The 21,134-nt window shown below is 64.4% G+C and carries 21 protein-coding genes; 5 read left to right on the forward strand and 16 right to left on the reverse strand.

What is annotated here, in order from left to right; genetic code table 11:
- Nucleotides 1-555 precede the first annotated feature (555 nt).
- Both glyS and OSH12_RS00155 read right to left on the reverse strand, forming a co-directional pair.
- Nucleotides 556-2,766, reverse strand: a complete 2,211-nt coding sequence (glyS, locus tag OSH12_RS00150) for a glycine--tRNA ligase subunit beta (RefSeq protein ID WP_266341478.1) — start codon at nucleotides 2,764-2,766, stop codon at nucleotides 556-558.
- Entirely contained in the window at nucleotides 2,767-3,651 is an 885-nt protein-coding gene (locus OSH12_RS00155; protein ID WP_380224348.1) for a glycine--tRNA ligase subunit alpha, read from the reverse strand.
- A 269-nt stretch (nucleotides 3,652-3,920) separates the two neighbouring features.
- Between OSH12_RS00155 and acuI the strand changes: the two genes are divergently transcribed.
- Nucleotides 3,921-4,910 carry an acrylyl-CoA reductase (NADPH) gene (gene acuI, locus OSH12_RS00160; RefSeq protein WP_266341480.1) on the forward strand — a complete coding sequence of 330 codons (990 nt, stop codon included), beginning with the start codon at nucleotides 3,921-3,923 and terminating at the stop codon, nucleotides 4,908-4,910.
- 259 nt (nucleotides 4,911-5,169) lie between these two features.
- Here the strand turns inward: acuI and OSH12_RS00165 are convergent, their stop codons facing one another.
- The 5 genes from OSH12_RS00165 to ygfZ form a co-directional block, all read right to left on the reverse strand.
- A complete protein-coding gene (locus OSH12_RS00165) occupies nucleotides 5,170-6,468 on the reverse strand; it encodes a cell wall hydrolase (RefSeq protein WP_266341481.1) in 1,299 nt (432 codons plus the stop codon).
- A 126-nt stretch (nucleotides 6,469-6,594) separates the two neighbouring features.
- The gene (gene ppdK / locus OSH12_RS00170) at nucleotides 6,595-9,315 is read right to left on the reverse strand and encodes a pyruvate, phosphate dikinase (RefSeq protein WP_266341482.1); all 2,721 of its coding nucleotides are present in this window, start codon (nucleotides 9,313-9,315) and stop codon (nucleotides 6,595-6,597) included.
- A 193-nt stretch (nucleotides 9,316-9,508) separates the two neighbouring features.
- The gene (locus OSH12_RS00175; protein WP_266341483.1) at nucleotides 9,509-10,030 is read right to left on the reverse strand and encodes a tyrosine phosphatase family protein; all 522 of its coding nucleotides are present in this window, start codon (nucleotides 10,028-10,030) and stop codon (nucleotides 9,509-9,511) included.
- Between the two features lie 108 nt (nucleotides 10,031-10,138).
- Nucleotides 10,139-10,762 carry an HD family hydrolase gene (locus tag OSH12_RS00180; protein WP_266341484.1) on the reverse strand — a complete coding sequence of 208 codons (624 nt, stop codon included), beginning with the start codon at nucleotides 10,760-10,762 and terminating at the stop codon, nucleotides 10,139-10,141.
- Complete coding sequence (gene ygfZ / locus OSH12_RS00185; protein WP_266341485.1) at nucleotides 10,759-11,640, reverse strand: CAF17-like 4Fe-4S cluster assembly/insertion protein YgfZ; 882 nt, start codon at nucleotides 11,638-11,640, stop codon at nucleotides 10,759-10,761. Before ygfZ ends, OSH12_RS00180 begins: the two co-directional genes overlap by 4 nt.
- Before the next feature lie 116 nt (nucleotides 11,641-11,756).
- On the opposite strand from ygfZ, the gene OSH12_RS00190 reads away from it, so the two are divergent.
- On the forward strand, nucleotides 11,757-13,091 hold the full coding sequence (locus tag OSH12_RS00190; protein ID WP_266341486.1) for a dihydroorotase: 1,335 nt from the start codon (nucleotides 11,757-11,759) through the stop codon (nucleotides 13,089-13,091).
- A gap of 136 nt (nucleotides 13,092-13,227) precedes the next feature.
- Here OSH12_RS00190 and OSH12_RS00195 read toward each other — a convergent pair whose 3' ends face one another.
- The 6 genes from OSH12_RS00195 to OSH12_RS00220 all read right to left on the reverse strand — a co-directional run bounded on the left by OSH12_RS00195 (nucleotide 13,228) and on the right by OSH12_RS00220 (nucleotide 16,384).
- The gene (locus OSH12_RS00195; RefSeq protein ID WP_266341487.1) at nucleotides 13,228-13,638 is read right to left on the reverse strand and encodes a VOC family protein; all 411 of its coding nucleotides are present in this window, start codon (nucleotides 13,636-13,638) and stop codon (nucleotides 13,228-13,230) included.
- Between the two features lie 73 nt (nucleotides 13,639-13,711).
- Entirely contained in the window at nucleotides 13,712-14,395 is a 684-nt protein-coding gene (locus OSH12_RS00200; protein ID WP_266341488.1) for a hypothetical protein, read from the reverse strand.
- Between the two features lie 168 nt (nucleotides 14,396-14,563).
- Nucleotides 14,564-14,812, reverse strand: coding sequence for a hypothetical protein (locus tag OSH12_RS00205; RefSeq protein ID WP_266333004.1), 249 nt, complete (start codon nucleotides 14,810-14,812; stop codon nucleotides 14,564-14,566).
- A gap of 148 nt (nucleotides 14,813-14,960) precedes the next feature.
- The gene (locus OSH12_RS00210; protein WP_266341489.1) at nucleotides 14,961-15,389 is read right to left on the reverse strand and encodes a TIGR02301 family protein; all 429 of its coding nucleotides are present in this window, start codon (nucleotides 15,387-15,389) and stop codon (nucleotides 14,961-14,963) included.
- Between the two features lie 109 nt (nucleotides 15,390-15,498).
- Entirely contained in the window at nucleotides 15,499-15,930 is a 432-nt protein-coding gene (locus OSH12_RS00215; protein ID WP_266341490.1) for an NUDIX hydrolase, read from the reverse strand.
- The gene (locus OSH12_RS00220; protein ID WP_266341491.1) at nucleotides 15,905-16,384 is read right to left on the reverse strand and encodes a hypothetical protein; all 480 of its coding nucleotides are present in this window, start codon (nucleotides 16,382-16,384) and stop codon (nucleotides 15,905-15,907) included. Before OSH12_RS00220 ends, OSH12_RS00215 begins: the two co-directional genes overlap by 26 nt.
- A gap of 139 nt (nucleotides 16,385-16,523) precedes the next feature.
- On the opposite strand from OSH12_RS00220, the gene OSH12_RS00225 reads away from it, so the two are divergent.
- Both OSH12_RS00225 and OSH12_RS00230 read left to right on the forward strand, forming a co-directional pair.
- The gene (locus OSH12_RS00225; RefSeq protein WP_266341492.1) at nucleotides 16,524-17,267 is read left to right on the forward strand and encodes an SOS response-associated peptidase; all 744 of its coding nucleotides are present in this window, start codon (nucleotides 16,524-16,526) and stop codon (nucleotides 17,265-17,267) included.
- A 115-nt stretch (nucleotides 17,268-17,382) separates the two neighbouring features.
- Nucleotides 17,383-17,994: a LysE/ArgO family amino acid transporter gene (locus OSH12_RS00230; RefSeq protein WP_266342409.1), complete on the forward strand. Its 612-nt coding sequence runs from the start codon at nucleotides 17,383-17,385 to the stop codon at nucleotides 17,992-17,994.
- A 173-nt stretch (nucleotides 17,995-18,167) separates the two neighbouring features.
- On the opposite strand, the gene OSH12_RS00235 is transcribed toward OSH12_RS00230, so the two are convergent.
- Entirely contained in the window at nucleotides 18,168-18,440 is a 273-nt protein-coding gene (locus OSH12_RS00235) for a hypothetical protein (RefSeq protein ID WP_266341493.1), read from the reverse strand.
- Between the two features lie 149 nt (nucleotides 18,441-18,589).
- On the opposite strand from OSH12_RS00235, the gene OSH12_RS00240 reads away from it, so the two are divergent.
- The gene (locus tag OSH12_RS00240) at nucleotides 18,590-19,408 is read left to right on the forward strand and encodes a DUF1499 domain-containing protein (protein WP_266341494.1); all 819 of its coding nucleotides are present in this window, start codon (nucleotides 18,590-18,592) and stop codon (nucleotides 19,406-19,408) included.
- On the opposite strand, the gene OSH12_RS00245 is transcribed toward OSH12_RS00240, so the two are convergent.
- Nucleotides 19,409-20,317: an MBL fold metallo-hydrolase gene (locus OSH12_RS00245; protein ID WP_266341495.1), complete on the reverse strand. Its 909-nt coding sequence runs from the start codon at nucleotides 20,315-20,317 to the stop codon at nucleotides 19,409-19,411. It lies immediately after the preceding gene.
- 139 nt (nucleotides 20,318-20,456) lie between these two features.
- A complete protein-coding gene (wrbA, locus tag OSH12_RS00250) occupies nucleotides 20,457-21,074 on the reverse strand; it encodes an NAD(P)H:quinone oxidoreductase type IV (RefSeq protein ID WP_266341496.1) in 618 nt (205 codons plus the stop codon).
- Nucleotides 21,075-21,134: the final 60 nt, after the last annotated feature.

The raw sequence follows: 21,134 nt of genomic DNA on the forward strand, positions 1-21,134 counted from the left end.
AGGCCAGGAGCCGTGACCGTGGTCATGGCTGTGCCCATGCTCATGGCTGCCATTATTCGCCGACATACCATTTCCGGCGCCCCAGCCGCCATGTTCGGAGCCTCTACCGCCGCCATAACCTAGACCGCCACTGGAGCCCATGCCGCCGGGCCTGGAGAGGCCGCCCCCGCCGTAGCTTTTCGATGTGCTCCTTGAGGGGCCGTCATTCGCAAAAGCCGGCAGCACGGCGAGGGAAAAGACGGCAGCAAGAGCAAGCGAGACATATTTGGTTTGGTTCTGCATGATGGTGTGCTCCTTGAGCCCATGCCATCGGCAGCGACGTGCAACTCGAGAGACCTCACAGTCGCTCGCGCCTCGCATTTAACCTTGCAGTTCTTTTATTCGGGACAGGTAGCCCCAGCCGAGGGCATCCCACAAGGTTCGCGCTTTCGCGTCGGAGATTCAATCATCCCGAGTGTCAAAACGCTGTTACGTGGCGTGAACGAATTGCCACCTTTTGGAGAGGTTTGTTGCTGCCCTCCCCCTGGGCGGGGGAGGGCAGGTCGTTCCAAAAGATCAGCCGCTGACCTTGGAGAAATCGGCAACGGCCAGCGTGGCGCTGCGGATGGCGTTCAGCAGGCGAAGGCGATTTGTCCGAACATCCGCCTCTTCCGCATTGACCAGCACCTTCTCGAAGAAGGCATCGACCGGAACCCGCAGACGGGCGAGGGCGGCGATGGCGCCTTCGAAGTCTTCTCGGGCAACCGCTGCCTCGGCTTCTGCGCGGGCGCTGGCGATCGCCACATGCAGCGTGCGCTCTTCCGAAAGCTTGAGGTACGAGGCATCGACAATACCGTCGAAGCTGTCGCCCTTCTTTTCCTCGGCCTTCAGGATGTTGGCCGCACGGCGGTAGCCGGCGAGCAGGTTCTTGCCATCCTCGGTATCGAGGAATTTGCCCAGCGCCTCGACGCGACGGGCGATCAACTGCACGTCGTCCTGATTGCCGAGTGCGAAAACCGCATCGACGAGATCGTGACGGGCACCCTGATCGCGCAGCTGGACCTTGAGGCGATCGGCGAAGAAGGCGATCAGGTCGGCGATGATCTCGGGCGTCTTGGCGTCGAGATCGCGGCGCAACCGGCGGCCAAAGCTCTCCAGTGCGATATCGAGATCCTGTTCGCCATCGACGTCTTCGGTCGAAACCTTGCTCTGCGCGATCTCGTAGACCGTCAGCGCGTCGGCTTCCGTCTGGTCGTTGTAGCCTTCGATAGCCTTGGCGAGCGCCGTGTTCAGCGGCAGCTTGGCATCGATCGACAGCGCAACGCGGATGACGCCCAGGGCTGCGCGACGCAGCGCATAGGGGTCCTTGCTGCCGGTCGGCTTTTCGTCGATCGCCCAGAAGCCGGTGAGCGTGTCGAGCTTGTCGGCCAAAGCCACGGCGATGGCGACCGGATCGGTCGGCACGCGGTCGCCCGGTCCCTGCGGCTTGTAGTGATCCTCGATCGCGGCGGCGACCGAAGCATCCTCGCCCTGCGCGAGCGCGTAGTAGCGGCCCATCAGTCCCTGGACTTCCGGGAACTCGCCGACGACCTCGGTGACGAGATCGGTCTTGGCGAGCAGTGCTGCGCGCTTGGCCTTCTCGACATCGGCGCCGACCAGCGGTGCGATGGCGGCAGCCAGCTTCTGTAGGCGCAGGATGCGTTCCGACTGGGTGCCAAGCTTCTCGTGGAAGACGATCTGATCGAACTTCGGCAGCCGGTCTTCGAGGCGGGTTTTCAGGTCCGTGTCATAGAAGAACTTGGCGTCCGACAGGCGGGCGCGGATGACGCGGCCATTGCCGGCCGTGATCGCCTCGCCGCCGTCGATCGCCTCGATGTTCGAGATCAGCACGAAGCGGTTCGCGAGCTCAGTCGTGCCCGGCTTGCGGACGACGAAGCACTTCTGGTTGGCGCGGATGGTGGCGCGGATCACTTCCGGCGGGATCGAGAGGAATTCTTCCTCGAAGGTTCCAACCAGCACGACCGGCCATTCGACCAGGCCGGATACTTCTTCCAGCAGGCCTTCGTCCTCGACCAGCTCCAGCCCGAGCGCGAACACGCGGTCGCGCGCGTCATGCAGGATGACGTCCTTGCGGCGGTCGGCATCGAGGATGACGGAGGCGTTGTCGAGCTTGTCGATATAGTCGTCGAAGCGCTTCACCCGGATCGCGCTCGGCGCGATGAAGCGGTGGCCGTGGGTGATGTTGCTCGAACGGATGCCATCGACTTCGAAATCGATGACCTCAGGCTCTTCCGTCTCGGGACCGAAAGTGCAGACGATGCCCTGTAGCGGGCGCACCCATTGCAGCTTGCCGGTACCCCAATGCATCGACTTCGGCCAGGGGAACGAGCGGATGATGGCGGGGATCGCGGTGGCGATCACGTCCTTGGTGTCGCTGCCCGGCTTGTGGATATGGGCAACGTAGAAATCGCCCTTCTTGGGGTCCGAATGAATATGCGCCTGGTCAAGCGAGGTCAGCCCCGCGCCGCGCAAAAATCCCTGGATGGCGGCGTCGGGTGCGCCGACCTTCGGTCCCTTGCGATCCTCATGGGTCGCGGCCGAATGCGTCGGGATGCCGGTGACGGTCAAGGCAAGGCGGCGCGGCGTCGAGAACGCCTTGGCGCCCTCGTAATGCAGGCCGGCCTCGACCAGCGCGTCGGTGACGAGCTTCTTCAGGTCTTCCGCCGCCTTGCGCTGCATGCGGGCGGGGATTTCCTCGGAGAAGAGTTCAAGCAGAAGATCGGGCATTTATTCTTTTCCCCCGGCTGCGGTTTCCAGCCAGTCTGCACCGCAGGCCTTGGCCAGTTCGCGGACGCGCAGGATGTAGCTCTGGCGTTCGGTGACCGAGATCACGCCCCGCGCGTCGAGCAGGTTGAAGGCGTGGCCTGCCTTGAGGCACTGGTCATAGGCGGGCATGGTCATACCGCCGGCGGCGAGTAGCGCCAGGCATTCCCGCTCGCAGTCCGCGAAGCGGCGAAACAGCGTATCCGTGTCGGCGAATTCGAAATTGTGCCGCGAATATTCCTGCTCGGCCTGCTTGAAGACGTCGCCATAGGTGACCTTGTCGTCGCCTTCGCGGCCGTTGAAGTTCAGGTCATAGACGTTGTCGACGCCCTGCACATACATGGCCAGGCGCTCGAGGCCGTAGGTCAGCTCGCCCGAGACCGGATTGCACTCGATGCCGGCGACCTGCTGGAAATAGGTGAACTGCGACACTTCCATGCCGTCGCACCAGCATTCCCAGCCGAGGCCCCAGGCGCCGAGCGTCGGGTTTTCCCAATCGTCCTCGACAAAGCGCACGTCATGCAGCGCCATGTTGATGCCGATGGCGCGCAGCGAGTCGAGATAGAGCTCCTGCAGGTTCGGCGGGTTCGGCTTCAGGATGACCTGGAACTGATAATAGTGCTGCATCCGGTTCGGGTTCTCGCCATAGCGACCGTCCTTCGGCCGGCGGGACGGCTGCACATAGGCGGCTTTCCACGGCTTCGGACCGAGCGACCGCAGCATGGTCGAGGGATGCGAGGTACCTGCGCCGACTTCCATGTCGTAGGGCTGCAGGATCGCGCAGCCATAATCGGCCCAGAAGCGCTGCAGCGTCAGGATCAGGCCCTGGAAGGACCGGTCGGGGCGCATGTGGGGAGGAAGCGTGTCGAACACCGGCAAACCTTGAGAAAATCGAACGCGCGCATGATGCAACGCGAAGGCGGCGCACCCTAATCGCCCGGCGCCTGCCCGGTCAAGGAAGGGCAGGCCGCACAGAAGGTGGGTAGGTGGTGGGAAGGGGCGGACGCATGGATCTTTCCGACCGGCCGCCGCGTTCCAACCTTATCGAACCCGCCTCGACTTCCTATGATTGGGAAGGTGATTTTCATCCCGGCCGAAACACCTGCAGGAGAATTCGCATGCCCGGCTTCAAGGCCGTCCTGATCCAGAAGGACGAGAACGGAACCCAGTCCGTCGGCTTTGCCGCGCTGGCCGACTCGGACCTGATGGAAGGCGACGTCACCGTTCGCATCGAGCGATCGACGGTCAATTACAAGGACGGGTTGGCGATCACCGGCCGGGCGCCGGTTGTGCGCCGCTTCCCGATGGTGCCAGGCGTCGACGGGGTCGGCATCGTCGAGCAATCGGCAGCGCCGGGCTTCAAGCCGGGTGACCGGGTTTTGCTGAACGGGTGGGGCGTTGGCGAACTGCATCTCGGCGCCTGGGCGGAACGCGCGCGCTGGAAGGGCGACTGGTTGATTTCGTTGCCGTCGGGCTTTTCGCCCGACGAAGGCATGGCGATCGGCACCGCCGGCTACACGGCGATGATGGCTGTGATGGCGCTCGAGCGTCACGGCATCCACCCGTCCTCGGGACCGATCCTCGTCACGGGCGCCGCCGGCGGCGTTGGCTCAGTCGCTGTCGCCCTTCTGGCCGGCCTTGGCTACCACGTCGTCGCCTCGACCGGCAGGCCGGAAGAGGAGGACTATCTGAAGGGTATCGGCGCCAGCGAGATCATCGAACGCTCGGAGTTGGACGGTCCCGGCAAGCCGCTTGCTCGCGAGCGCTGGATCGGAGCGATCGATGTCGTCGGCGGCCAGACGCTCGCCAATCTCCTCTCGCAGATCCGATATGACGGCGCGGTGGCGGCTTGCGGACTGGCCGGAGGCCTGGCGTTTCCGGCAACGGTCGCGCCGTTCATCCTGCGCGGCGTGACGCTTTACGGCATCGATTCCGTCTACGTGCCGAAGCCGATCCGCATTGCGGCCTGGGAACGGCTGGACCGGGATCTTGACCGGGCGAAGCTCGCCGCGATGACGAAGCGAATCCCGTTCGACGACGTGCTCGACGCAGCGAGGCAGATCGTCGAGGGCAAGGTGCGGGGTCGGCTGGTGGTCGAGATCGGGTAGGCGAGGTGCGGTCGGGCCGTCTGGGACTAGACTCTCGATTGCCCCACGCTCACCGTCATCCCTCGCAAGCAGGGATCCACCTTTAGACCCGTTGTGGCCGGCAAGTTCTCCTGGCCATGATCCACGTGTGAAATGGAAGTCTGGGGGGGGAAAGACCTCGGCTGCATGGATCCCTGCTTTCGCAGGGATGACGCTGGAGGTATGGCTGGCCCGATGGCTTTCCGGCGCGCGGCCCTGTCAGGACCGACGCCTCTCCGCCTCAGATCCAGCCGCCGCCATAGGTCTTGTAGAAAATGTGGTGGCCGACCTTCTGCATCTTCTTCATCGTCCGGGCCCAGCGCGGCTTCACGTAATTGGCGTGATAATGCGTCGAGGAACCGACATCGGCGTTCCACCAATTGTCTTCGTTAAGCACGCGCTTCGCCAGCATCTGCGCCCGCGTCCAGGATGTGGCGTCGGTGATGCGGTCGGGGATGCCGTCGCAGGCAAACGAGAACTGGCAGGCGTTGCGCATGTTCTTGTTCTGGTAAACGACGCCGCAGACCGTGTTCGGATAGGCCGGGTTCTTCAGGCGGTTGATGACGACCTGGGCGACAGCCAGTTCGCCCTTCATCGATTCCCCGCGCGCCTCGAAGTAGATCGCCGTCGCAAGGCACTTCTGCTCGGTGGCAGAACGCGCATTGTTCGGGATCTTGTTCATCACCCAGGCATGATCCGGCTTGCCGTCCTTGCCGATCGCCATCGGCCGGTTCAGGAGCGCCGTGAAGGGCGCGCTGAGCGCCTTGTCCTGATCGGGATTGGCGTAGGCCGAGATAACGGCACTGCCGGTCGGGGCGGAGAGGGCCGCTGCGCTATCCGGCTCGTTCGCTTTGCCACGGCCATTGCTCAACAAATTGCGGCGCGGCAGCGGCGCGATCGAAGCGAGCGCGACGACCGGCTTCGCGACTTCCGCAGCCTTCGAGGCATCGAGGCTTGTGGCGCTGGACGCGTATTGCAGCGGTTGGTCGGGCTTGGCGACATCGTGCGCCATCAGGAACGCCGTCTTCGGAAGAGCGTTGGCGTTGCTGAACACGCTGTCGAGATCGGCTGTCTTGAGAACACCGGCCTTGAAGCGGGCAGCGGCCGTCTTGACCGGCTCGGGCTTGCGCTGCGCGACGGTGATGTTCTGCTTGATGCTGCGATTGACAACCGGCGGCGTGAAGTCAGGCGCCGATACCGGCCCTCGCGCCGCGACGTCGAGCGTGGGTTCGATCAGGATGCCGTCGCTGATGGCGTTGCCGGCCACCAGCCGCGCGCTGGGCGGCGGGGAAAGGAAGGTCGGCTGATAGGCTTCGCCGGACGGCGTGGGCTTCAGCCGCGCCAGCCAGCGCTGCGAAACCGGAAGATCCTTGCCATAGAGGCTGGCAACGTCCTGCAACGCCACGGTGGTGGAGGAAAGCGCGAGAACGCCGCTCGCCAAAATGCCGGAAAGCAGCGCGAGACGACGGACGGACAGACGCGGCCGACGGCGCTTCAGCACGAACTGCGCATCGCTGCCCGAATGGGCGCGGGGGGACATTCCTGACGTCGGACGCCGATTGGATCCAGCCATGAGGTACGCAACTCCACGCGCACGGAACAAAACTGACCAGTGTGGTTCGCTGGTCACTTGGCTGGAATCTGCGGCATTAACCTTGAAACTCGGTTAACGAGCCGTTGGGTCGGTGACGGGAGTTCGAAGCGGGAAGGAAAAATCGGCTCGGTCTCTGTTTTGCAAGGCGGCCTGAGCGGCCGCGAGGCGGGCGACAGGCACCCGGAACGGGGAACACGAGACGTAATCAAGGTTAATTTCGGCGAAAAAGTGGATCGAGGCGGGGTCGCCGCCGTGCTCGCCGCACACACCGAGCTTCAAATCCGGCCGCGTCGCCCGCCCGCGATCGCAAGCGATCCGGATCAATTCGCCGACACCCTCGCGGTCGATCGAGGCGAAAGGATCGTGCGGGAGAATGCCCTTGGCGAGATAGGTGTTCAGGTAAGTCGCCGCGTCGTCACGCGAAATTCCAAAAGTCGTCTGCGTGAGATCATTGGTGCCGAACGAAAAGAACGTCGCGCTCTTCGCCAGTTCGCCGGCGGCAAGCGCTGCGCGCGGCAGCTCGATCATCGTGCCCAACTGATAGCTCGGCGCCCGGCCGTGAATCTTGCGAACGAGCGATTCTGCCGCACGTATGTGGCTGTTGACCAGATCGAGTTCCGACTTGCTGGCGATCAGCGGCACCATGATTTCGAGATCGACCGGCGTCCCCGTCTGGTCGGCGACGTCGAGCGCCGCCTCCAGGATGGCGCGCGCCTGCATCTCGACGATCTCGGGGAAGGAGATGGCCAGCCGCACACCGCGATGACCGAGCATTGGGTTCGCTTCTGAAAGAGCGTGGGTGCTGGCTCGGATCTTCGCCGGCGAAATCCCCATCACGGAAGCAAGTTCGGCGATCTCCGCTTCGCCCTTTGGCAGGAATTCATGCAGCGGCGGATCGAGCAGGCGGATCGTCACCGGCAGGCCCGACATGATCTCGAACAGCGACGCGAAATCGCTGCGCTGCATCGGAAGCAGTTTAGCCAGTGCCTCGGCGCGGGTGGAGCGGGTCTCGGCCAAGATCATCTCGCGCACGGCGACGATGCGGCGTGCGTCAAAGAACATGTGCTCGGTGCGGCAAAGGCCGATGCCTTCGGCGCCAAAGCCGCGCGCGGCGCGCGCATCGGACGGCGTGTCGACATTGGTGCGGATCTTCAGGACGCGGAACGTGTCGGCCCATTCCATCAACTCGGCGAAGGCGCCGGAAAGTTCCGGCTCGCGCAGCGGCACCGCGCCCAGCAGCACCTGGCCGGTGCCGCCATCGATGGTGATGGTGTCGCCACGATGGATCGTGCGGCCGCCGGCCGACATCGTGCCGGCGTGGAAATCGACGCGGATGGTGCCGGCGCCGGAAACGCAGGGCTTGCCCATGCCGCGCGCCACCACCGCCGCGTGGCTGGTCATGCCGCCGCGCGTCGTCAGGATGCCACGTGCCGCATGCATGCCGTGCACGTCTTCCGGGCTGGTCTCTACCCGTACCAGGATTACCTTGCGGCCCTGGGTGCGGGCGATCTCGGCCTCTTCCGAGGTGAACACGACCGTGCCGCTGGCAGCACCCGGCGATGCCGGAAGCCCGCGGGCAAAAATGTCGCCGCCCGATTCGGGATCGATGGTCGGGTGCAGGAGCTGTTCGAGCGTGCGCGGCTCGATCCGGGCGACGGCTTCGGCGCGCGTGATCAACCCTTCATGCGCCATGTCGACGGCAGTCTTGAGCGCGGCGTGGATGGTGCGCTTGGCGGGGCGAGCCTGCAGCATCCAGAGCCGGCCGCGCTCCACCGTGAATTCAAGGTCCAGCACGTCGCGATGGTGCTTTTCGAGCGCGTCGCAGACGGCGCGAAACTCCGCGAACACCGCCGGCATGGCGGTTTCCATCGATGGCAGTTCGGAGCCGGTTTCGCAGCGCGCGAATTCGGTCAGGTCCTGCGGCGTGCGCATGCCGGAGACGACATCCTCGCCCTGTGCGTTGGGCAAGTATTCGCCCCACAGGATCTTCTCGCCCGTCGAGGGGTGGCGGGTGAAGGCGACACCCGTCGCCGAGGTCTCGCCGAGATTGCCGAACACCATGGCTTGGACGGTAACGGCGGTGCCGCCACCATCGGGCAAGCTATTGATGCGTCGGTAGGCTTTGGCGCGCGGGTTGTTCCACGAGCGGATGACGGCCGAGATCGCACCCCAGAGCTGTTCGTGCGGCGTCTGGGGGAAGGGGGCTTCCAGTTCTTCAGCGACCAGCGCCTTGAACAGGTCGCATACCGCCTGCCAATCGCCGGCATCCAGATCGGTATCGAGTGTGAAGCCGCGCTCGAGCTTGTAGTCCTCAAGCCTCTCCTCGAACACGGAATGATCGAGGCCAAGCACGACGTCGCCATACATCTGGATGAAACGGCGATAGCTGTCGAAGGCAAAGCGGCGATCGTCCGAGACCTGCGCCAGCCCTTCGACCGTCTCGTCGTTGAGGCCGAGATTGAGGACGGTGTCCATCATGCCGGGCATCGACACGGCGGCGCCGGAACGCACGGAAACGAGTAGCGGGTGCTCTGCGTCGCCAAATTGATGGCCGGCGACCTTGGCTATGCCGTCGAGGGCGGCGGCAACCTGGCGTTCGAGTTCGGCCGGAAAGGCGCCCTCGGTCGCGAGAAAATGGCGGCAGATTTCGGTCGAGATGGTGAAGCCCGGCGGCACGGGCAGGCCGAGCGCACTCATCTCGGCGAGGCCGGCACCCTTGGCGCCAAGGATCTCCTTCAGCGCGCCGTCGCCCTCGGCGCGGCCTCCCCCAAAGGTGTAGACCCATTTCGTCATGACGCACGCTCCTGCGACAGGCGGCATCGACCGTCGCACCTCTAGCTAGATCAAGCTCTTAGTGCGCTGCAACACGAAAATATTGGAATATCGACAAGCATGGGTGGTGCGTCGATTGGCGCGCACCCGATGGCGAGCGCGTGCCAATCCATCCAAGGGATGCGGGAGAGTACAGGGAGCCCCCCGCCGCCCCTTATCGCGCAACGTCGAGGTCGAGCGAGAAGGGGTGGCCCTCGAACGCGTCGCGACCGCGGCCGATCGCCTCGATGGCGCTGACCATGCGGCCACGACGACCAAGGACTTCATCGGCAAACCGAACCAGCCGCAGGTTCGGCGTCGCGGAAGGCGAGCCGGCGCGGATCAACTGGGCGATCTCGGCCTCGTCGCGTTCGGGACGTAGTGCGCAGACCGTGATGAAGGCGGCGGCGGTCGAGCGGCTGATACCGGCGAAGCAGTGGATGACGATCGGCTTCTCCGGCTTCCAGGCTTCAACGAAATCGAGCAGGGCGGTGACATGCTCTTGCGCCGGCGGCGTCATGCCTTCCATCGGCTCCAGGATGTCGTTGAAGGCGAGGAAGAGGTGGCGATCCTCGGGAATGGCGACGGGGCGTTCGACCGGCGTGCCGGCATTGATCAGGGTCACGAGATGGCTGGCGCCGGTCTGGGCGACGGTGGCGCCGATACGGGTGAGCGAGCAGACATGAATACGGGACATCGTTGTTCTCCTTGCACCGTCTCGGTGTGTGTTTCGTCGGTGCGGGCGACAGGCCCATCAGGCCGTGCTGGCATATCGGATGGTATGTAGTGGCTCACGTCCGCCGGGTCACGCCGAAACGGTCTCGCCCGCGAGCGCATCGGCGAGCGCTGTGAAGCGTTCGAGAAACTTGCGCTGCGCCTCGGCCGTCGGCCAGGGATCGAGCGGCAGTTGTTCCTTGTGCACGCCGCGCGGTCGGCCGAAGAATTTGGCCGCTTCGGTCGCGGTGAAGCCGGCGAGCTCCGTCGCTTCAAAATAGGCGGCCACCCGGTCCGCCGCCTTGATCGCATCGGTAAGCGCGATCGGACGGTCTGCGGGCAGGCCGAAGCGCAGATGGATCGCTGCCTGTAGCCTCGCCTCGACCACCTTGTATTCGCCGCCGACCAACGCCTTGAACGGCGAGATCATGTCGCCGACGACATATTCCGGAGCGTCATGCAGCAGGGCTGCCAGCCGTCCGGCAGCCGAGAGCGTCGGATCGGCAATACCCGCTATCTGCTCGACCAGCACGGAATGCTGCGCTACCGAAAAGGCATGCGCGCCGCTGGTCTGGCCGTTCCACCGAGCGACGCGGGCAAGCCCATGCGCGATGTCGCTGATCTCGATGTCGAATGGCGACGGGTCGGCGAGGTCGAGCCGGCGACCGGAGAGCATGCGCTGCCAGACGCGCGGCGGGGCCGACCTGGCGCTCATGCGTCGTCCCCGGCATCTTTCGGCCAGTCGAATTTCGCGAAGGACGGCAGCGTGATGGTGAGCGGGACGCCACCTGCCGTCACCGGCGTGCCCTGGTCGAGCGCGCGCTTGGCCCGGTCGAGCCGGATCAGCCCAATGCCGGCGCTTCCTGCCGTGCCGCCCACGGTGCCGAGCGGCTTGCCGTCGGCCTCGATCGGCGTGCCGACCGCGGGCAGGGCGCTTTCACCGGCAATGGCGACGGCGCGACGACGGGCCGTGCCACGATGCTCCATGCGCGAGACGATCTCCTGGCCGACATAGCAGCCCTTGCGGAAATCGAGCCCGCCGAGATCGTCCATGTCGACATCATGGGGAAACGCGTCGCCGAACGGGAAGTCCCGTCCGCCTTCGGGCACCGTCAGGCCTGTGCGCCAGGCGTGATAATCCGCCTCGGTCGCTGCCTCATAGCCCGAGGTGTCCAGCGGCGAATCGACCGGTACGATCGCGCGAAATCCGAGCGCGGCCAGGCGCGGATCGCGCGCGACAGCGCCCGAGAGATTCGGAACGGTCTCGCTGCCCCAGAAGGCGACGATCTGATCGCTCTCGCTTCGATTGGCGATCTCGACCTTGGCGCGCAGCCGATAGAGCGTCATCCGCTTCTGGAAGTCGGCCACCAGCCCGCGCGGCAGATCAAAAAGAAAGCCGCCTTCCGTTGCCAGCACGATGAAGTCGAACAGGATCTTGCCCTGCGGCGACAGCAGCGCGCCAAATCCCGCACCGCTCGAAACCACGCGACCCATGTCGGTCGTGATGATATTCTGCAGGAACGTCTCGGCCTCCGGGCCGCCGATGAAGATGGAGCCTCGGTCGGCAAGGCTGGCATATGACCCATTACTCATAGACATGGTTCCCATGCATAGGACGCGCTTGTGAAGTTCGTCCGCCTTCCTTAATCCGAAGCCAGCATTCCGTCTTCATGCTTCGACGGATTGTGCGGACATTGGGGAGGGCGGCCATGTCGGATACCTACGAGTTTCTCTTTCGGAACGGAACGGTCGTCAATCAGGACGGCACCGGGACGCTCGACATCGCGGTTCGGGACGGTCGGATCGCCGCCATTGGCGATGTCGATCCGCGCCGCGCCGGCAAGGTGATCGATTGTACTAGCCTGCATATATTGCCTGGAGTCGTCGATACCCAGGTTCATTTTCGCGAGCCGGGCGCCGAGCAGAAGGAAGATCTCGAAACCGGATCGCGCGGCGCTGTTCTGGGCGGCGTGACCGGCGTCTTCGAGATGCCGAACACCAACCCGACGACGACGACCGCCGCAGCGCTGGCCGACAAGGTTTCGCGCGCCCATCACCGCATGCATTGCGATTTTGCCTTCTGGGTCGGCGGCACGCGCGAAAATGTCGACGACATTCCGGAACTGGAGCGTCTGCCGGGTGCCGCAGGCATCAAGGTGTTCATCGGCTCCTCGACCGGCAATCTGCTTGTGGCCGACGATGACGGCATTGCCGCCATCCTCTCCAAGACCCGTCGCCGTGCTGCCTTCCATTCCGAAGACGAGATGCGCCTCGAATCGCGAAAGTCGTTTCGCGTCGAGGGAGATCCGTCGTCGCATCCGATCTGGCGCGATGAAATCGCTGCCATGCAGGCGACGGAGCGGCTCGTGGCGATTGCCCGTCGTACCGGCGCGCGCATCCACGTTCTTCACATCTCGACCGCCGAAGAGATCGACTTCCTGGCGCTGCACAAGGATGTCGCCACCGCCGAGGCGACGCCGCATCACCTGACGCTGTCGTCCGATGACTATGCAAAGCTCGGAACGCTCTTGCAGATGAACCCGCCGATCCGCGATGCCCGCCATCGCACGGGTGTCTGGAAGGGTGTCTCGCAGGGCGTCATCGATGTGCTCGGCTCCGACCACGCGCCGCATACGCTGGAAGAAAAGGCCAAGCCCTATCCGGCCTCGCCCTCCGGCATGACTGGCGTGCAGACGCTGGTGCCGATCATGCTGGATCACGTCAACAACGGTCGCCTGACGCTGGAGCGCCTCGTCGATTTGACCTCGGCGGGTCCCGCCCGGATCTTCGGCATGGCGCGCAAGGGCCGTATCGCCGTGGGCTATGACGCGGACCTCACCATCGTCGACATGAAGCGGCGCGAGACGATCACCAACAAATGGATCGCATCGCGCGCCGGCTGGACCCCCTATGACGGCAAGCGCGTCATCGGCTGGCCGGTCGGAACAGTTGTGCGCGGTCGCCGCGTGATGTGGGAAGGCGAGATCACCGAACCTTCGACCGGCGAAGCGATCCAGTTCCTCGAGACGCTGCGTCCGGTCTGATAGATCGCAAGGCATCATCGGGCGGTAGCTCCCTGCCAACTCGCGGCGCTTCCGCCCGATCTCCATGTCCTGTTTTCAAGCCCGGAGCCATGGTCCGCGAGTTTCGACGCTCGCGCCTTGGAACCCGACTTCCGGATCAGATCGCCTCGATCACCACGGATTCCGCCGAACGCCTGGCGGGGCCGTGGTTGACGGCTTCAATATTGTTTCCGGCAGGGTCGATCAGAAAAGCGGCGTAGTAGTTCGGGTGATAGTCGCGCGGGCCGGGGGCGCCATTATCGCGTCCGCCTGCCGCGAGCCCCGCCGCGTGGAACGCGTCCACAGTCGACGGATCCTTGGCCTGGAAGGCGATATGGCAACGTCCGGTCGTCTGCGTGCCTTGGCTGACCATGAAGTCGTCGGCGTAGAGGAAGCTCTCTCCGTAGACGACAGGAATGCCCAGCGTTCCAAAAACCGCCTCGTAAAAGCGGCGGTTCGCCTCGTAGTCGCTGACGACAAACTGAATGTGATCGATGAGCCGTCCGCGATGGAACTGCATATTGTCCATGATGTTCCCTCCGTTATGAAGAGAACAAAGCATGAACCGATGTGGTGGTCAATCGGGCAGCAGCAGGGTCCGTTCAGTCGCCGGCTTCGAAGTGGGTCCAGGTGCCGTCCGGCGCGATGCCGACGCGATAGAACATGTAGGCGCCGAAGTTCTTCATCTCTTCAAAGTCGGATGAGGTCAGAATGCGGAACAGTTCGACCATCTGCGGCGGCGTCAGCGCGTTGATCGGGTAGCGCGCGAAATAGGGCCAGACATAGGATTCCTGCGGCGTGCCGATATCGACATGCACATAGCCGGCATCCAGCACCTCGCTCAGGATCGCAAGGATCTCACGGCCTTCGGGATCGCCTGACAGCGACTTCAGAAAGGCGATCGGATCCTGGTCCTGATCCTCGTCAGCGCCGAGGTTCGGCGGTGACTTGTTGGCATCGATGATCGGCTTCAGTTGCGTGATGTCGCCGGTCTTGGCGGCTTCAAGCAGCTTTTCGCGCAACTGTCTGACAGGTTCGGGCAGCTTCGAGACGTCATACTCGATGACGGGCAGGGGCTCGTCGGGCGAGATCTTGGCGGCGGGCTTGACGTTCGCGGGCTGTACGTCGGCGGAATCGTCGGCGCCGTCGTCTTCGGGGTCCGGTGGAATCGTGATGCTCATTGTCGGCACGGATTTCGTCTCGCCGGCGACGAGCGCATGCGACGGGCTCGTCCCGATCATCATCATCGCGATAGCGATTGCCGCGATTGTCCAGCGATCGAGCATGCCTGTCTCCTACCTGCGTTTGTCAGTCATACCCGACAGGCCGGAAACGGCCAAGCCACGGTGTCCTGCGATCCGGCGTCTGAAGTCCGGCGTGCGCCAGACATGATAAAGCCCCGCCGGCGTCACCGCCGCGGGGCTTCGGCTTGAAATGACGTTGCCGCCAGTCTGCTATTGAATCGTACGCTGCAGCGTGAATTCGCCGCGACGGACGCGGTCCGGCAGCGAAACGGCGAGATCCGCGACGGCATCCTCGCCATAGGTGTCGATCAGGTCCGACAGAGCAGCGAACAGCGCAGCGTGCGCGAGAATGTCCGGCTCGATGCCTTCGGCGATCGCCTCATCCCAGGCTTCCGTCAGATAGGCGAGGGCCGCACGCTTCTGTTCGGCAATCTCGATCTCGTCGGGATCGTGTTCCATGGGGTCGCCTGCTTTCCGCATCATGAATGGGCAGAAATCGAATCGCCCTCATCCGCAGGGTAGCACGAGCGGCGGGAACCGGGCCGAGATCCTGAAGGGGAGGTTAAGATGTCGATAACAATTCGCTGCGACTGGTTAACACAGGTGATCAGCGACCGTAGCGCGCCGTGATGTCGCGGGTCAGCTTCGTTCCTTCCGCCATGTAGCGGTCGACTGCCGTAAGAGCCGCCGGGGTGCAGCTTCGATATATTGTCGCGAAACTTGAATAGCCGCGGTTGAACTGCGAGACGATCCGCGCCCGGCGCTCGGGCGTCGGGTCTTCGGCGGTGAGGATCTGGTCCATCTGGTCGCGCCAGACACTGGGCTCCTCCGCGCCGCAAAGCGGCCGGAGATAGTGTAGCGCGCCGAGAATTTCCGAAAGTCGCTGGAGTTGCTGTTCGTAGGGTGGATCGGCGGCGCCTGTGCCGGCACCGGCGCCAGCAGTTGCCTGGGCAAGAGCCGCGAGAGGCGAGGCAGCCAGCAGCAGCGCCAGCGAGATCCCCGCCATCCGTCCAGAAATGCGTCTTGGCTTGGTCACGCCGATCCTGCTTGCCGTTTTGCCCGTTCGACCGGGAGATCGGACGGGATCATGATTTGCCCGGCGTCGCGCCGCAAGGTGAACCGGCGTCGCGGCGACGAATACGCGGTCAAGTCGGCGCAGAGAGCGCGACGATGCGCTTCAACCCTGGCGTTGTTTTCACAGAGTCGATGCCGTCCAGGGTGAACCAGCCGAAGGCGTCCGCATCGGAGGATGCGACCGGCGTGCCTGTCGCTTCCGCCGTGAAGACGATGATGACGAAATGACCGCGCACCGTGCCGTCTTCTGCCCGATCGATCGCATCCAGTGTTTCGACGAGGCGAGGGGACGCGATGACGAGCCCTGTTTCTTCCATCAGTTCGCGGGCTGCCGCTTCGGCCAAGGTTTCGCCGCGTTCGACCCGACCGCCGGGCAGGGACCAGGCGCCGCGCCAGGGATCATGCCCGCGCTGGATCAGCAAGACCTTGTCATCGCGCCAGACGGCTACGCTGACGCCGAGAACCGGCCCTGCCGGATCAGGCTGTGCGGGCAAGGCGGTCATGGCGGGCAAGGCGGTCATGGGGGGCAAGGCGGTCATGGGGGGCAAGAGGGTCGCGGTGGGCAAGCGTGTCATGCGGTTCGTTCGAAGCGGGAGATTGCATCGCCGGTCCCGAATGCGCGATGGCGTCGCGCGCCTCGGCGATGACGGGTCGGATCTCTTTCATGGCCAGGGAAGCGATTGGCCAGAGCAGGTCGAGCTTTCCGGTTCGCACCGCCTCGCGGACGGCGTCCTGCGCCGCGGCGGCCTTCCGGTCAAGCAGCGTCGCCAGTCGATCGAGCCGCACGCGGTCGCTATGACCGGCGGCGGTCGCGAGCACATGCCTCTGGTGTTCCGGCCTCCAGGCCAGAACGCCGTCGACGAGGTCGAGCCGGTGCGGCAATGTCTCGAGAAGCAGCGCCAGATCCTCGGCGTGATTCAGATAATTGCTTTCCGGCGGCGCCGGCCCGAACTGCATGCGTGTCTCCCAGGATGCGATAGCGGCACGCGACATCGCAAATACGCGGCGAGAAAATGATACGATGCTGATCGTTAGCGGTGCTTCCTTACGAAGTCTTTACCAAAGCGCCGCGGCGGCCTGAGTTGGAGAAATTTGGATGTGTGGACGCTACGCCCTCGCGGTGCAGCCGGAGGATGTCGAAGCCGAATTCTCGATGATCCGCATCGAGTGGTTTCCTCCGCGCTACAACATTGCGCCGACGCAGCCGATCCTGATCGTGCGCGGCGAAAGAGGGCAGCGGCGGCCGGCGCTGGTGCGGTGGGGGCTGATCCCGTCATGGACCAAAGACATGGCCGCCATGCCGCTCCTGTTCAATGCCCGCTCGGAAACGGCGGCCGAAAAGCCGGCCTTTCGCGGTGCCTATCGCCATCGGCGGTGCCTGATTCCGGCGACGGGCTTTTATGAATGGCGCAAGGACGCCAACGGCCGGAAGCAGCCCTTCTATCTGCAGCCAGCCAGCGGCGGCGTCATCGCCTTTGCCGGGCTCTGGGACGAGTGGGCTGACGACAAGGGCAACATCATCGATACGGCGACGATCCTGACGACCGCCGCCAATCGCGAGCTGGCGCCGATCCATGAGCGGATGCCGGTGGTGGTCCGCCGGGAGCAATATGATCTTTGGCTCGGTCTCGACGCCGAAAGAGACGCGAATGCCGGGCAGGTGCTGTTGCCGCCACCGGATGGCACCTTCGAGCCGATCCCGATCGGCGCCGGCGTCAACAGCTTTCGCAATGATGATCCGGCAATCCAGGCGCGCGCGGTCCTGGACGTCGTGCCGGAGGCTTCCAGTAAGAAGAAGTCGGAAAAGCCAGTCGATAGCGGGCAGCTCAAACTATTCTGACCACGACAAGAGGCGGGCGGCCGGGTTTCTAGCGTGACGACGAGGGCGTCGTCGCCTAAAGCTTCCCGGAAGTCCCGCCGCATCCCGTCTGCCCGAAAGCCTGCCAATGACCGAAATTCTCCAGCCTGCCATCGAGGGCTTTCTTCTTGGCGGGAGTTTGATCGTCGCCATCGGGGCGCAGAACGCTTTTGTGCTTCGGCAGGGTTTGGCGCGACGTCATGTCTTTCCGATCGCGACCTTCTGCTTCCTGGCGGATGCTCTGCTGATCGCGGCCGGCGTCGGCGGCCTGGGCTCGCTGGTTCAGGCGATGCCGCGCCTTCTGTTCATCGTGACGCTGGCCGGGGCGGCGTTCCTGACCGTCTACGGTGCGATGGCGATCCGGCGCGCCTCCCAGATCGAGGGGCTCTCGGTAGTCGGCGCGGCGGAATCACGGCTCGGACCGGCGTTGGCAACGGTCGCTGCGCTCACCTTCCTCAATCCGCATGTCTATCTCGACACCGTCGTGCTGCTCGGTTCGCTGTCGGCGCGGCATGCGGGGGAGGCGCGGCTCGCCTTCGGGCTCGGCGCGATGATGGCGTCCTGCGTCTGGTTCTATGCGCTGGGCTATGGCGCCCGGCTGCTGGCGCCGCTGTTTGCCCGGCCTATCGCCTGGCAGATCCTCGACATCGTGATCGGCCTGGTGATGTTTTCGATCGCCGCGTCGCTGCTTTGGCAGGCGTTTGGGTAACGCCGGCCAGCTCGCCATATCCCGTCGTGGTATCGCGCGGCCGCCCGGCAACAGGCAAGGCAGCCACTATCGAGCGATCCGGCCACACCGGAGTCGCAAAGACCACGCCACAGCGTTGCCGCTGTTGATTTTCGAAAAGATTCGGCGAGACAACCTTCAGGTCGTCTCGGAGATCAATCCCGATCGCTGGGTGTCAGAGCAGCATGCATCTGGTCAGACTTCTGCTGTTCCAGCTTCTTTTTCTGCAGGATCGCCGCGACGATCTCGGGGTTGCCGAGTTCGCCATACTTGGCCTGCAGGTCTTGATCCATCTCGCGTTGAGCTTTGGATCGGAAGGGGGGGTGCTTCAAAGTGGTCATGACAGTCTCGAAATCCTGAGCGTTTCCGCCGGATGCCGTACCGATCTTTGCCGGCTGGCACCCGAGGATGCGCGTATGAAATTCCATTATGGCGGATTCGTGGTTTATAAAATGGTTAAAGAGCCACGCCTGAGGACAATGATTGTTAAAGGAGTTTGCAGGATAGGAATGCCCGCTGGCTGCGCTAGACTTGTCGTCCCAAGTTCCCGGAAGCAGCGTGGCTGCGGAGAGACAGCATGACCGCGCGCCCTTTCGAGCGTCAGGCCAGGACCGCTCGGTGGTCATTGCGCCTCGCGCTGCTCCCGATCCCCCTCCTGATCGTCGCCGCGGTTATGCATCGCTATGGGCAGATCGACACCGCGCCGCTCTTCATCGTGATCGCCATTGCCTGGGCGCTCGCCCTGGCGGCGTTGGTGCTGGGTGGGCTGGCGATGCACGCCATCTGGAAGGACGGGCTGCTCGGCTTCGCGCCGGCTCTGACCGGTTCGCTGCTGGCCATCGCCACGCTCGCCATGCCGGGGCTCGTGGTGGAAGAGATGATCCGTCTACCGCGCCTCGCCGATATTTCAACCGATACGATCGATTCGCCGGTCCTCGGCCTTGTGGCGCCGAACGCGCTGGCCGCCCGAGATCCACTCGATAACACCGAGCAGGCCGCGGCCTATCCCGATATCCTGCCGCGCCACTATCCGCTGTCGCCGGAACGGGTTTTTGACGCGGCAATGGCGCTGGTCGTTTCGCGGGGATGGGTGGTCGGGTCTGTGACGTCGCCGGACCTGGAAAACACCGATGCGTCCATCGAGGCCGTCGCCAGGACGCTGGTCCTTGCCTTGCCGGTCGATGTCGCGATCCGCATCCTGGCCGATGATGACGGCTCGCTGGTCGACATGCGCTCGGCATCGCGGATCGGTGCGCATGACCTGGGCGATAATGCCCGCCGAATCCGCTCGTTTTTCCGTGATCTGGACGCGGCGCTGCAGGGCGTTACCGAGCCGGCGGAAGCTGACGAATCCGACCTGCCGCCCTTGCCGCCGGCTTCACCCCGACCGCGCTGATCACACCGGCTCGAAGATGCCGTCCAATGTGACGCCATTTGGCGCGCGTAGCCTTTCCCGCGCGACCAGATCTTCCAGATGCGCAAGCACGGAGAGCGCGGCGGCGCCATGCAGCGCCTTTGGCGTTTCGCGGTAGATGGCGGCGACGACCTCGGCGATCGTCCGGTCGCCACGACCGATGCGGTGGACGATAGCCACCTCGCGCATGCGCCGATGCGCCTTCAACCCGCGAACGAAGGCGGGTGCGTCCTCGACCGGACCGCCATGGCCGGGCAGGTAGATCGTCTCGGGCCGCTCGGCCAGCCGGTCGAGCGAGGCCATATAGTCGGCCATCGAACCATCGGGCGGCGCGACGATGGTTGTCGCCCATTTCATCACATGGTCACCGGAGAACAGCAGGGGCGTGCCCTCCAATGCGAAGGCCAGATGGTTCGCCGCGTGACCGGGGGTGGCGATCGCCGTCAGCGCCCAATCGCCGCCATCGATCCGCTCGCCATCGACCAGCGCCCGGTCGGGCACGAAATCCATGTCGCCGCTGGCATCCATCCGGTTGGTTTCGCCTGTTGCCAGCGGTCTCGCCAGCCGGTGCGGGCCTTCGCCAAGCAGGGTCGCGCCGGTTCGCGCCTTGAGGCGTGCCGCGCCCGGCGAGTGGTCGCGATGCGTGTGGGTGATGATGATGTGGCGGATCCGCTCGCCTTCGGTGGCGCGCAGCAGCGCTTCGATATGGGCTGGATCGTCCGGGCCGGGATCAATGATCGCCACGTCGCCGTGCCCGACAATGTAGCTGTTGGTGCCATGAAAGGTGAACGGTCCGCCATTGGGAACCGTCATGCGGCGGACCTGATCGCCAATCGGGACGGCGCAGCCATAGGCGGGATCGTAGTCGCGTTCGAAGGATATGGAAGCCATACGCATGAGCTAGCGGCATAGGCGAGACGGTTCAAGCACCTGGCTCGAATTCCAACCCCGGATGCGAAAACGCCCCGGCAAAGGCCGGGGCGTCTCCAAGCGCCACGCCGGAAGGCGGACGCGGCAGCTTTGGTGCAGCTTATGCCGGCTGCAGGACCTTGCCGGCAACCTTGGCGGCGATGGCGGCGACATGGGCGCCCTGGTACCGGGCAGCCTCGAGCTCGATAGCCGAAGGCTGGCGGCTGCCGTCACCATCGGTGATGGTCGAGGCACCGTAGGGCGAGCCGCCCTTCACTTCTTCGACGCCCGTCTGGCCCTGGAAGGCGTAGGGCAGGCCGACATAGGCCAGGCCGTGATGCAGGAAGGTCGGGATGAAGCCGAGGATGGTCGACTCCTGGCCGCCATGCTGGGTCGCCGACGAAGTGAACATCGAGCCGACCTTGCCGACGAGCTGACCCTTGGCCCACAGACCGCCGGTCTGGTCCCAGAAATTGCGCATCTGCGAGGCGACCGTGCCGAAGCGGGTGCCGGCGCCGACGATGATCGCATCGTAGTCCGCCAGATCGGCCGGGGTGGCGATCGGAGCTGCCTGGTCCATCTTGTAATACGATGCCTTGGCGACTTCATCGGATACCAGCTCGGGCACACGCTTGATGTCGACCTTGGCGCCGGTGGAGCGGGCGCCTTCCGCGACGGCTTCCGCCATCTGCTCGATGTGGCCATAAGCGGAATAATAGAGAACGAGAACCTTGGTCATTGGGTAGCCTTCCTTCATTTGCACCGCAGCATATTTCGGCTGCCCATGCATTTTTTGAAA

Origin of the sequence: Kaistia terrae, from assembly GCF_026344005.1 — a bacterium.
In the GTDB taxonomy this organism is placed as follows: Bacteria; Pseudomonadota; Alphaproteobacteria; order Rhizobiales; family Kaistiaceae; genus Kaistia; species Kaistia terrae.

Coding starts and splice junctions, on each gene's coding strand:
- glyS (WP_266341478.1), bottom strand. CDS start 2,766: ATGCCCGATCTTCTGCTTGAACTCTTCTCCGAGGAAATCCCCGCCCGC.
- OSH12_RS00155 (WP_380224348.1), bottom strand. CDS start 3,651: ATGCGCCCCGACCGGTCCTTCCAGGGCCTGATCCTGACGCTGCAGCGC.
- acuI (WP_266341480.1), top strand. CDS start 3,921: ATGCCCGGCTTCAAGGCCGTCCTGATCCAGAAGGACGAGAACGGAACC.
- OSH12_RS00165 (WP_266341481.1), bottom strand. CDS start 6,468: ATGTCCCCCCGCGCCCATTCGGGCAGCGATGCGCAGTTCGTGCTGAAG.
- ppdK (WP_266341482.1), bottom strand. CDS start 9,315: ATGACGAAATGGGTCTACACCTTTGGGGGAGGCCGCGCCGAGGGCGAC.
- OSH12_RS00175 (WP_266341483.1), bottom strand. CDS start 10,030: ATGTCCCGTATTCATGTCTGCTCGCTCACCCGTATCGGCGCCACCGTC.
- OSH12_RS00180 (WP_266341484.1), bottom strand. CDS start 10,762: ATGAGCGCCAGGTCGGCCCCGCCGCGCGTCTGGCAGCGCATGCTCTCC.
- ygfZ (WP_266341485.1), bottom strand. CDS start 11,640: ATGAGTAATGGGTCATATGCCAGCCTTGCCGACCGAGGCTCCATCTTC.
- OSH12_RS00190 (WP_266341486.1), top strand. CDS start 11,757: ATGTCGGATACCTACGAGTTTCTCTTTCGGAACGGAACGGTCGTCAAT.
- OSH12_RS00195 (WP_266341487.1), bottom strand. CDS start 13,638: ATGGACAATATGCAGTTCCATCGCGGACGGCTCATCGATCACATTCAG.
- OSH12_RS00200 (WP_266341488.1), bottom strand. CDS start 14,395: ATGCTCGATCGCTGGACAATCGCGGCAATCGCTATCGCGATGATGATG.
- OSH12_RS00205 (WP_266333004.1), bottom strand. CDS start 14,812: ATGGAACACGATCCCGACGAGATCGAGATTGCCGAACAGAAGCGTGCG.
- OSH12_RS00215 (WP_266341490.1), bottom strand. CDS start 15,930: ATGACCGCCTTGCCCGCACAGCCTGATCCGGCAGGGCCGGTTCTCGGC.
- OSH12_RS00220 (WP_266341491.1), bottom strand. CDS start 16,384: ATGCAGTTCGGGCCGGCGCCGCCGGAAAGCAATTATCTGAATCACGCC.
- OSH12_RS00225 (WP_266341492.1), top strand. CDS start 16,524: ATGTGTGGACGCTACGCCCTCGCGGTGCAGCCGGAGGATGTCGAAGCC.
- OSH12_RS00235 (WP_266341493.1), bottom strand. CDS start 18,440: ATGGAATTTCATACGCGCATCCTCGGGTGCCAGCCGGCAAAGATCGGT.
- OSH12_RS00240 (WP_266341494.1), top strand. CDS start 18,590: ATGACCGCGCGCCCTTTCGAGCGTCAGGCCAGGACCGCTCGGTGGTCA.
- OSH12_RS00245 (WP_266341495.1), bottom strand. CDS start 20,317: ATGGCTTCCATATCCTTCGAACGCGACTACGATCCCGCCTATGGCTGC.
- wrbA (WP_266341496.1), bottom strand. CDS start 21,074: ATGACCAAGGTTCTCGTTCTCTATTATTCCGCTTATGGCCACATCGAG.